This window comes from Laspinema sp. D2d (assembly GCF_025370755.1).
GTDB lineage: Bacteria > Cyanobacteriota > Cyanobacteriia > Cyanobacteriales > Laspinemataceae > Laspinema.
The window spans coordinates 57,965-69,253 of record NZ_JAMXFC010000038.1 but is presented as its reverse complement, the minus strand read 5'-3'; the positions used below and the strand labels follow the sequence as shown (position 1 = coordinate 69,253).

General features: G+C 47.9%; 7 protein-coding genes. 4 read left to right on the top strand and 3 right to left on the bottom strand.

Translation table 11 applies throughout. The features are described 5' to 3' along the window. Positions 1 to 215: 215 nt before the first annotated feature. Entirely contained in the window at positions 216 to 4,199 is a 3,984-nt protein-coding gene (locus tag NG796_RS21525) for a magnesium chelatase subunit H (protein WP_261209151.1), read from the bottom strand. Between the two features lie 607 nt (positions 4,200 to 4,806). On the opposite strand from NG796_RS21525, the gene NG796_RS21520 reads away from it, so the two are divergent. Next, positions 4,807 to 6,405: a hypothetical protein gene (locus tag NG796_RS21520; RefSeq protein ID WP_261209150.1), complete on the top strand. Its 1,599-nt coding sequence runs from the start codon at positions 4,807 to 4,809 to the stop codon at positions 6,403 to 6,405. Positions 6,406 to 6,491: 86 nt separating this feature from the next. Here the strand turns inward: NG796_RS21520 and NG796_RS21515 are convergent, their stop codons facing one another. After that, complete coding sequence (locus NG796_RS21515) at positions 6,492 to 6,968, bottom strand: ankyrin repeat domain-containing protein (protein WP_261209149.1); 477 nt, start codon at positions 6,966 to 6,968, stop codon at positions 6,492 to 6,494. A gap of 99 nt (positions 6,969 to 7,067) precedes the next feature. Here NG796_RS21515 and NG796_RS21510 point away from each other — a divergent pair, with 99 nt between their 5' ends. Then, a complete protein-coding gene (locus NG796_RS21510; protein WP_261209148.1) occupies positions 7,068 to 8,342 on the top strand; it encodes a lipid-A-disaccharide synthase in 1,275 nt (424 codons plus the stop codon). Positions 8,343 to 8,514: 172 nt separating this feature from the next. After that, positions 8,515 to 9,474 carry a transposase gene (locus NG796_RS21505; RefSeq protein ID WP_261209147.1) on the top strand — a complete coding sequence of 320 codons (960 nt, stop codon included), beginning with the start codon at positions 8,515 to 8,517 and terminating at the stop codon, positions 9,472 to 9,474. A gap of 362 nt (positions 9,475 to 9,836) precedes the next feature. On the opposite strand, the gene NG796_RS21500 is transcribed toward NG796_RS21505, so the two are convergent. Beyond that, positions 9,837 to 10,217, bottom strand: coding sequence for a hypothetical protein (locus NG796_RS21500; RefSeq protein WP_261209146.1), 381 nt, complete (start codon positions 10,215 to 10,217; stop codon positions 9,837 to 9,839). 399 nt (positions 10,218 to 10,616) lie between these two features. Between NG796_RS21500 and NG796_RS21495 the strand changes: the two genes are divergently transcribed. After that, positions 10,617 to 11,267 (top strand): M23 family metallopeptidase, encoded by a 651-nt coding sequence (locus NG796_RS21495; protein ID WP_261209145.1) that lies wholly within the window; start codon positions 10,617 to 10,619, stop codon positions 11,265 to 11,267. The last annotated feature ends 22 nt before the right edge of the window (positions 11,268 to 11,289 follow it).

Here is an 11,289-nt window from a genome sequence, read left to right as displayed (position 1 = left end):
GTTTATTGGTACAGTCAGAGGAGCCTCTTGTTCATTTGCCACCCCCTGCTTTTTATAACTTTTTCAGCAAACCCTAATTATTTTTACTCTTATTTTTTATAAAACAGTCTAGTTTCTATTAGAAATTTATAATTATCATTACATATTTAGGACGACCGAGATTCTTAGAAGGCGAGGCAGGCATCTGGCCTGCCCCACCCTAACTCAAACTAACTCTATTCTATCCCTTCAATCCGGTCCTCCACTTCTTGATACAACTCGCGCAGGCGGTCTAAATTCTCCTCACTGGTTTCCCAGTACCCGCGACCATTGGCTTCTAGCAACGTGGTTACCATCTTGCGGAACGAGTTGGGGTTGAGGTTGAGCAAGCGTTTCTGCATCTCCTCATCCTTCATAAAGGTTTCGTTCGCTTCTTCGTACACCCAGTTATCCACAGCACCTGCTGTCGCACTCCATCCCATCGTATTCACGAGGCGTTTCGAGAGTTCGCGGACGCCTTCGTAGCCGTGGGAGAGCATTCCCTCGTACCACTTGGGATTGAGCATCTTGGTGCGCGTATCTAAGCGGACGGTTTCCGAGAGGGTTCGCACTTGGGCGTTGGCGGTGGTGGTGTCGGCGATGTATGCTGCCGGTTTCTTGCCGTCGCCGCGTAAGGTGCTGATGACTTTGGTCGGGTCGGAATCGAAATAGTGAGAAACGTCGGTGAGACTGATTTCCGAAGAATCCAAGTTTTGGAACGTGACATCCGCTGTTTTCAAGGAAGACTCAAAAATCTGACGGTCCTGTTCCATTGTTCCCGGATTATCCGAGGAGAAGGCAAAGGATTTACGGGTGAGATACATTTCCTGTAACTCGTTCTCGCTTTCCCAGGTGCTATTCTCCACCGCTAAGTTGACGTTAGAGGCGTAGGAACCGGAAGCGTTAGAAAAGACGCGGGTGGCGGCTTGGCGCAGGTTGATTCCCATGTCTTCGGCTTGTTTCATCGCGTGTTTACGGATGAAGTTCATTTCTAACGGTTCGTCGGCTTCTGCGGCCATTTTTACCGCTTTGTCTAACAGGTTCATTTGGTTGATGAACAAGTCGCGGAAGACGCCGGAACAGTTAATCACCACATCGATGCGGGGACGTCCTAACTCTTCTAAGGACAGCAGTTCCAGTTTGTTGACTCGTCCTAATGCATCGGGAACGGGTTTGACTCCCACCATCCACATGATTTGGGCGAGGGATTCCCCGTAGGTTTTGATGTTGTCGGTTCCCCAGAGGACACAGGCGATGGTTTCGGGCCATTCTCCGTTATTTTCTCGCCGTTGCCGGTCTAACAGGCGGTCTACGACGATTTTGGCCGAAGTAACTGCTGCTGCAGTGGGGATGGATTGGGGGTCGAGGGCGTGGATGTTTTTGCCGGTAGGGAGCACATCCGGGTTGCGGATGGGGTCGCCACCGGGTCCGGGGAGGACATATTCCCCTTCTAAGGCGCGCAATAAGGCCCCGAGTTCGTTGTCGGCGCAGATTTGCTGCAAGCAGAATTCCAGGTACTCAAACAGGGGTTTGAGGTCTTCTGTACTGACGTTGGGATATCCCGATTGGTGCAGGGATTCGACCCAGGGGGCTTTTTTGCCCATGTTGAAGAAGTTGAGTTTGGAGACTCGGGAGACTCGTCCTTCGGCATCGGTTTGTTCTTGGACGAGGGCGGCGACTGCGGCGCGAGTGGCTTGGATAATCGCTTGTAACAGTTCGACGTCTTCTAGGATGCCTTTATCGTTGTTGGCATAGAGTTCGTCGATGTCTCGTCCGATGCTGTTGGCGATAATCCGCAGCAGACTCTTGACGCCTTCTTCATCGCGATCGAGGGAGGCGATGTTGACTAAGGTGGCGATCGCCTCTTCTGCTGAAGGCGGTTTCCCAATGACGTGCAACCCACAGGGTAACAACCGCGATTCGATTTCCATCAGCTTGCGGTAGACTTGACCCACCACATTATCCCGTTCCTCGGCAGTCAATTCGATCGCATCTTTGTCGGGTAAGTTGATATCCTGATCCAAATTCACCAACCGGCATTTATCCATGATGGTGTTCACGATCGCCACTCCCCGTCCACTCTCTTTCAGGGTTTGATAGGACCCAATCAACTCATTCAGTTCTTGCAGTCCCTTATATAACCCCGCATTCTCTGCCGGTGGCGTCAAATAGCTAATGGTTTCCGCATAAGACCGACGTTTGGCAATAGTCGCCTCCGAAGGATTATTAGCCGCGTAATAGTAAATATTCGGAATCTTGCCAATCAAGCTGTCGGGATAGCATTCTCCAGACATCCCCATCTGCTTCCCAGGCATAAATTCCAAGGACCCGTGAGTGCCAAAGTGGAGTACCGCATCGGCCCCCCAAATTTGCTCTAAATAGGTGTAATAAGCGGCAAATCCATGATGGGGACTCGCCGATCGCGAGAATAGCAACCGCATCGGGTCTCCTTCATAGCCAAACGTCGGCTGAATCCCGATAAAGACGTTTCCAAATGACTTGCCATACACCAACAAATTTTGCCCGTCGGTATTGAGATGTCCCGGAGGCGGTCCCCAGTTTTCTTGCAGTCGTTCCGAATAGGGGGTCAGTTTTTCATACTCTTCCACCGACATCCGATAGGCGACATTCAATTCTGGGCTATTGTACTGCGCTTGGGCATCGTGGATAACTTCCAGCATCAGCGCCTCAGCAGACTCAGGCAACTCCGGAAGATCATACCCATTACATTTGAGGGCTTTCATCACTTCATAGATGCTGCCAAACACATCCAGATAGGCAGCAGTTCCCACGTTGCCTTTATCTGGGGGGAAGCTAAAAATGGTGATCGCCAGTTTTTTATCCAGTTTCGGCTTGCGGCGGAGGGTCGCCCATTTAATCGCCCGCTGAGTGACCGTTTCGATGCGGTCCTGGAGGGCGATCGCCTTCCCGGTAGCCCCATCTCGTCCGGATAAAATAATCGGTTCGATCGCCCCATCCAATTCAGGAATCGCAATCTGTAGCGCCACTTGAATCGGGTGTAACCCCAAATCACTATCCTGCCATTCTTCCGTTGTTTGGAACACCAACGGCAAGGCCACCATATAGGGTCGATTTAAGCGTTTCAGAGACTCGATCGCCTTGGGATGGTCTTGACGGGCGGGACCTCCCACCAAAGCAAATCCAGTCAACGAAATCACCGTATCCACCAACGGCAGGGGTTCGACTCCTTTCGCGCCGACATCCCAGAAATAGGCATCCACTGGCTTAGAAAAGTCCAACCCTCCGGCAAACACCGGAATCGGGCGTGCACCCAAGGCTTCGATTTCCTGGACCATTGCCACATAATGGGCATCATCCCCAGTCACGAGGTGGGTGCGTTGCAGCACTAGGCCAATACAGGGGGCTAAGGGGTCTTTGAGGTCATCGGAAATGTCGTCGCGGCTGTTATACCAGTTCAGATAATCCTTAACATCCTCAAACATTTTCGGGGCCAAGGGATGCCAGACCCCCATATCCAGATAAACCACTGGATCCTGAAATTTGACCGTTTGCTGACCTTTGAAGACGTATTTATCCGCCAACATCAGCAAGAAGTTTTCCAGGTTTTCCGAAGATCCCCCCAACCAATATTGGAAACTCAACATGAAGTTGCGGGCATCCTGGGCCTTGTCCATCGGTAGATATTTCAGGACTTTGGGCAAGGTTTGCAGCAACTTGAGCATTCCATCTTGGAAGGAAGAACCAGATTTTTCCTTGCGCTTCTTCATAAATTGCCCGATCGCACTCTTGGATTGACCCAATTGCGCCATCGAGAAACTGCCCATTTTATTCAGACGCATCACCTCCGGCATGGAGGGAAACACCACAGCGACATCCAGGCGATCGCGGTGGGGCTCGACTGCGGCAGTCACTTTTTGGGCTAAATCTTCAATGAAAATTAGGGAAGCAATAAAAACATTTGCCGTGGCTAGATCCTGCTTAAAAGCCTCGTAGTTATTCGAGTCACGCAGTTCTTCTATCAAGTAACCACTGATTTCAATGGCTAAATTTTGGTTATTTTCGTTGATTGAGCGAACCGCAGACGATAAAGCACTCTGATACTGGGCTTCTAGCACGACATAGACCACCTTCAGTAAAGAACGCCCTCTGATATCATCCGGGGCAATGTGTCGAATGGTGGGCTTGACGTGAGTGAACATGAAGTTTGGCTCCTTTTAGATGCGCTTGCAGCAATTTAGCAGTTAGGTTTGTCGCGTCGAATTTAGGGTCTAGCGAGTCCAACGCAACAGTGGCAACTGTAAGAGTTTTTACCAAAAAATGCGTCTCTCTGGGGGCTTTTGGCCCGGATCCGACACAATTCGATAAGAACTGATTGCCAATTGTGTAGTTTTGTTAACTTTATTAGCAGGTATTTACTTTACCATGTGGGTTACAGAAGTTCATAACCTTCAAAAATTTAGAGAGTTCCCTAATTGAATTAACAGATTAGTGATTAATTATTACAGTTGTGTAACAGATTAAAGAGAAGTGTACGATGGAGTTGCCGGAACAGAACCGAGTCCGCAGCCCCAGGCATCCGCTGTAAGTGAGGTCAAAAAGCCAACACTTCAACGGCCACCAATCATCGGATAACTCGGATTAAATCGATTAAGGGGTTAGACAAGGCTCCTCGGTAATCCTGGTCTTTTTTAATCTTTTTAAAAGAATAAACTATCTTTGGATCCGAAACTCAATTATTAAGGTAGAATACGCACCATATCCGTCAACAAGTGACGGGTTAAAATTTTCTGGTGTGAGGAAATGACAATGAGTTTTGCAGTTTACAACGAAAGTTTTTATTTAGCAAATTATCCCGATATTCAACAAGCGGTTAATGCCGGAATTTTTACCTCCGGTCTCAGCCACTTCCAAATATTTGGGTTGGGGGAAGGAAGAGTCAAAGTTTCTCCATTTTATGACGAAGCAACTTATTTAGGGAACAATCCGGATGTAGGAACCGCTGTCGCCAATGGAACGCTAATCTCTGGATTGCAACATTTCATTCAATTAGGAGAAGCTGAAGGACGGTTCAGGATTTCCCCAGTTTGGAACGAAAACACTTATTTATCCCTGAATCCCGATGTAGCCGGGGCCGTAAGTAGTGGACTTTTAGCCTCGGGATTGCAACACTTTCTAGCCCTGGGAAATGCCGAAGGACGCCCCGGGGGACCCAGCGCTTCCCAGACTCCTGCTGGGTTTAACGAATCCGCTTATTTAGCGATCAATGCTGATGTCAGAACCGCTGTAGAGTCGGGGATACTGAGTTCAGGATTAGCCCATTATCAAAGTTTTGGACAATTTGAACCCAATCGGGCCGGAGTTTTCCTCGGCACGGGTGGGAGTGATACGATTAATGCCTTTGGACAAGCTACGGGCCTTCTCGGCGTAGGACTTTCTAATATTATCCCATTGGGAATTGGTGGACTTGATGGAATTCCCACCAGTTTAGGCGGGGGAGAAATCGACACTTTAATTGGAGGATCGGGAGTCGATATTGTTAATCTCGGATTCGGGATTACTCCTTTAAAACCTACCCCTCAAAAATTGTATGTAGGACAGGGAAATCTCGACTACGGCCTGATTAAAAACTTTCAGCTAGACCAAGATTTAATTCTGCTGGCGGGGGAACCCAGGGAGTATCGATTTGATGCCGCCAATGGAAATTTCATAATCTCTACTGCGGGGGGTGATTTACTCGGGATTGTAGAAGGAATATCCAATCTACAAATTAGAAATATTTTTGATGATGGCACTTTTATCTTATCCGGTGGAGAAGGGTCATTAATCACCGAAGTTCCGGGTTTCAACGATAGCGTTTATTTAGCCGTTAACCGGGATGTCGCAGCGGCAGTGGAAGCCGGTATTTACGCCTCTGGATTAGCCCATTATCAACAATTTGGACAGAATGAAGGCCGAATTGGGGTGTTTACCGGGTCCAGTGGCAGCGATGAAATTACCGGATTTGGTCTGAACACGAGTCTGGTGGGAGTTGGACTAACGGTGGTGGCGGATTCGGCCAACCAAGATGTGGTGATCACGAATCAGGGAACGGGTCAGATCGATCGCTTGAACGGCAGTTCTGGTGCTGATACCTTTGTCCTGGGGACAGGAATTAGCTTTGCTAATTCCACAATTCAACCGTTCTATATCGGGAATGGAAATGAAGATTATGCGGTGATTCGCAACTTTGAACCGGGTAAGGATCAGATTCAGTTAGGGGGAAATCCAGGGGAATATACTTTCCAGGTCTCCAATGGTAATTTTAACATTTTCCGTAATCCGGGTGATTTAGTGGGGATTGTCGAGGGGGTGACGAATATAGAAGTTACACAAACGTTTACAACAGGACGATTCTTGATGAGTTAAAGGGGTATTAGGGATCAGTATTGTTTGTGCCGATTGGAAACCGGATGGCGATCGCCATCCGGTTTTTGTAGAGGAAAAACTCCTGTTTAAGTGCGATCGCGCGCTTGTTTAATCAAGTCTACAATCTTGGGATGGCCTTCTTCTGCGGCCCAAACCAACGCTGTCCAGTTATTGCGGTCCTTGGCTCGAATATCTGCACCGCGATCGATTAAACATTGTACCACCTCGCCATGTCCATTGGCCGCTGCCGTAATTAAAGCGCTCACCCCAAACTCACTTTGGGCATTGATATCGGCACCCGCAGCAATTAACGCCTCCACAACCTCTAATTTACCCGCACCTGCCGCACTCATTAACGCCGTCCACCCATCATTATCGGCATTTTTAGCCTCTGCACCAGCATCGAGTAAGAATTGGACCAGTTCCAGATTGCCACTCTCCGCCGCAGCGGTTAAAGCTGTTAATCCATCAGCATCTTTTCCATTGACGTCAGCATTTCCCTGGAGTAATGCCTCTACCTGAGATTTTTCTCCGGTTTTAATCGCCTCGATTAACTCAGTCATCCCTGATCTCCTCTGTGATTATAAGGTGATTAACTACCCACAACGTCTGATATTCTATCGAGAATCTAAACCCTAAACTTTAAACTTTAAATCGTAATCATGACAGCGATCGATATTGTAATTTTGTCAAATGGTCCCGGAGAATTAGCCACCTGGGTGCGTCCCGTGGTTCGCGCTTTGGCACAACAGCTAGGCGATCGCAAAGCAGACGTGCGGATTTCCTTGATTCTGTCCCCTTGTCCCCATGCTACCGGAAAAGAAGGGGCGATCGCCCGGTCCTATCCAGAAATTGATCGTGTGCAGGAAGCACAACATTTTTGGCCCTTTCTACTTCGAGGAAAAACTGCTGAGAATTGGGACTGGCGAGAAAAAGGGGTCGTCCTCTTCCTAGGCGGTGACCAATTTTTTACCCTGATCCTCGGCAAACGTTTGGGGTATCGGACTGTCATCTATGCCGAACGGGAAGCGCGATGGAAACGGTGGATTAACCGTTTTGCCGTGATGAATAGTCAAGTGCAACCCCAGGATTTCGAGAAGTATGCCCATAAATTTACTATTGTCGGGGATATAATTGCGGATGTTGTGGGGGATTTGGGAAACGAAGACGAGGAAAGAGGAGAATGGGTTGAGGCAGCGGAACTCATTGGATTGCTACCGGGGTCGAAACCGGCGAAACTGATGCAGGGAGTTCCTTTGTGTCTGGCGATCGCTGAATGTATCCATCAAGTGCGACCCCAAACCCAATTTGTGATTCCTGTTGCGCCAACCTTAGAGATAAAAACCCTAGCTGAATTTGCCAATCCGCTACTCAATCCCGTCCTGGAATTAGTCAAGGGTACTGCTGGAGAGTTAAAACAAGAAGAGACCAATGATATAGCCTATTTGGAAACCCCTAGTGGATTGAGAGTGCAACTTTGGAAGCGATCGCCTGCTTATGACCTCCTCTCCCAATGTACCCTCTGCCTCACAACCGTTGGTGCCAATACCGCCGAACTCGGTTCCCTCGGCATCCCCATGATCGTGCTTTTACCCACCCAACAACTAGACGCCATGCGAGCTTGGGATGGATTACCCGGAATCCTCGCCAACCTACCCGTATTCGGCACCATCTTTGCTAAACTCATTAACCGCCTAGTTTTGCGTCAAGGCAAACTCTTTGCATGGCCGAATATGTGGGCAAAAACTGAAATTGTCCCTGAACTGGTTGGAAAATTGCAACCCCAACAAGTCGCTGCGATCGCCTTAGATTGGTTAGAAAACCCCGAGAAATTACAACTCATCCGAGATAAATTACATTCAGTCCGAGGACAACCCGGTGCCGCCCATCACATCGCTCAAATCATCATAGAAGAAATCAACGCCCAATTTAATTAACTCAAAATCTGCCGGGGCAATTTTCAAATTGTCCCCTATTTTTTATCCCAAAACCCAGACTTAAAACTATCTACAAAATTTTACAAAATACAACAAAGCATCCTTGATATTTTTTTTAATTTTATTGTATAATCAAGAAACATACGCTTCAAGAACATCAGGAGGAATCAGGGTGGATACCCCTAACGCCAACTATGACCAACCTTGGAAAGAAGCCTTAGAAGACTATCTCGAACCCTTCATGGCCTTCTTTTTCTTCAAAGTTCATAGTCTCATCGATTGGAGCCGAGGATACGAATCCCTGGACAAAGAACTCCAACAAATTACCCCCACCGCCACCAGTGGAGAAAGAGAAGGGGATAAACTCTTCAAAGTCTGGCAAAAAAATGGAGAAGAAGCCTATATCTTGATTCATATTGAAGTCCAGAGTCAAGAAGAAAGCCAATTTCCCGAACGGATGTACATCTACCATTATCGGTCCTTTGACATCCATAAAAAAGTGATTAGCCTTGCCATCCTAGGAGACGATCGCCCGTCATGGCGGCCCAACTCCTACAGCTATGAACTCGGCGGCAGTTCTATCCGCTTTGAATTTCCCATCGCCAAACTCCTGGACTACGAAAGCCAGTGGGAGACCCTTAAAACCAGCCTCAATCCCTTAGCCTTTTTAGTCATGGCCCATTTGAAAACCCAAGCCAGCACTGGAAAAGCGGAAGAACGGGAACAGTATAAATGGCAGTTGTTACAGAACCTCTATGAACGAGGTTATACTGAAAATGACATCATCAAGCTATTTCGATTACTAGACTGGATGATGACCCTACCCGAAAGCCTGCAACAAAGTTTTGACACCAAACTCAAAAACTATCAGGAGGAACGAAAAATGCCAATTCTGAGCAATATCGAACGTCGCGCAATGGAAACGGGTATCCAACAAGGTTTCCAAAACTCTCGTAATATGGTTTTGGAAGTCTTGAACGAGCGGTTTAACCCACTCCCAGCCGAGATGATTGACCGAATTAATCAAATTTCTGATTATGAGACTTTAAAGCAACTGCTGAAGCAGGGAATGTCTATCGGTTCAATTGCGGAATTTGAGCAAGTTCTGGAATCCATTGTGACTCCCAATTAAAGATTCACTTTATCAGAAAGGACCAGGCATTGTCTGGCCCTTATCTTTTTTTTAAGATGCAAACTGGTGATTATTTGAAGAAAAGATTAGAAAAGGGAAAAATCCAGGGGAAATCATGCCCTTGAAAATAAAATTTGGCTCTAAAGTTGCTGAGATTACGGAAAGTTAGGGGAATGACCGCTAAGACCGGGAGTTAGCGGTCAGGGGTCAATGTATGGAGGTTTACCAACTTAATTTTAGCCATGACGATCGCCTTTCTCTAGCCAAAACTTAGAGAGCATTAATTCCGAAAGTGCTTAGGAAATCTGAATTTGATGGTTTCCCCAACTGGATTGTTGAGGACCCAAGGCGATCGCCCCCGGTTACGACATCCCATCTCGACGGCCCAATTCATAGACGCCACAAATAATACAGGCGATAATTCCCACAGAAATTGCCCAACTGCTGCCGAGGGTGAATTGCACGCCCCAATTGCAGAGTCCGCCCATCGCTAAAAAGGGGATAATACTCAAGACTGAGGCATAGAGGGCATTTTGGGACTCTCTAGCCTGTTTTGAGCGCTCGAACTCTTTTTCTGAGGTGTAGAGGGCGCGATCGGCAAAGTTAAACCAGCGATTGAGTTGTTCCATTACCCATTCACTGAGGCTGGAAAGGCCCAGATAGAGGGCCAGGGACCATAATGAAGTTCCAGCTAGGGCGGTGGTATCGATCGCAAATTGAAAAGGAAAAATTTCAGTTAACATAGTTGAGGCACTGGGGTCATGAATTTATCTTTTCAGCGATTTTAACAAAAGTTTAAGAACTCAGGACCCGGTGTCCTCTGATGACATGAGATTGATTCAGGGTAGCCCCAAAATTAAACCGATTTATGGATTCGCGGTGTGAATGAGTGACATGGGTACAACTTAGGTTACAATCCACGTCGAGAAAAAATTTCGATAGAAGCTTTGGGGTAGGTCCTGCTGAATGACTGGGGTGCAACATTTTACGGACAGCAAGAGGTCCTTATAGGGACCATTGCCTCGGCGCGGTGGATTAGTCCTCCCTCAAAAGGAGGAACACGATAATTTCATGGCCCTATCGGGAAAAGATTTGTCGGCTTAATGTTCAAAATGTTAATCTGCGGTTGAGGAATTGAAGAGATGATGCGAAATGCTATCCCCGGATGGATGCACAAAAACTTAACCCGTACTTTACGACGGCTGTTATTTGTCGGACTAGGTTTAGTAGTGATGCTGGTTTTGGGATTGCAACCCCAGATCGCTCAATCTCAGGGACCGGGTACGCCACAGACGGCAACGGCGAATTATTGGCAAGGGGCTTCCTTTCCTGTGGAAAATTTTCAGGCTTATACCTCGCCGTTTGGCTATCGTCAGTCCCCGACTGGGGGGTACAGCAGTGAATTTCACTCGGGTTTAGATATTGCGGCACCGATGGGCAGTTATGTCCGCAATTGGTGGGCGGGTACGGTGTCTCAGGTGATCGATGACGATCGCTGTGGCATTGGTTTGGTCATCACATCTGGGGACTGGGAACATATCTATTGCCATATGCAAGGAGCGGTTGAGCAGTCGGGGGGGCGTCGTTACCTGATCGATCGCACCGGGGGCTTACAAATTTTTGACCGTCAACAGGTTCCGGCTGGGGTCCGCATCGGTCGAGTGGGGATGTCCGGACGTAGTACGGGTCCCCATCTTCACTGGGGTCTGCGATATGCCAATGACTGGTATGACCCGGCATTGATTTTGCGCGCCATGTATGGCTCATCCCGCAGTGTTTCTATGCAACGTTAAAAAAAAAGCTCCGCACCCGTTT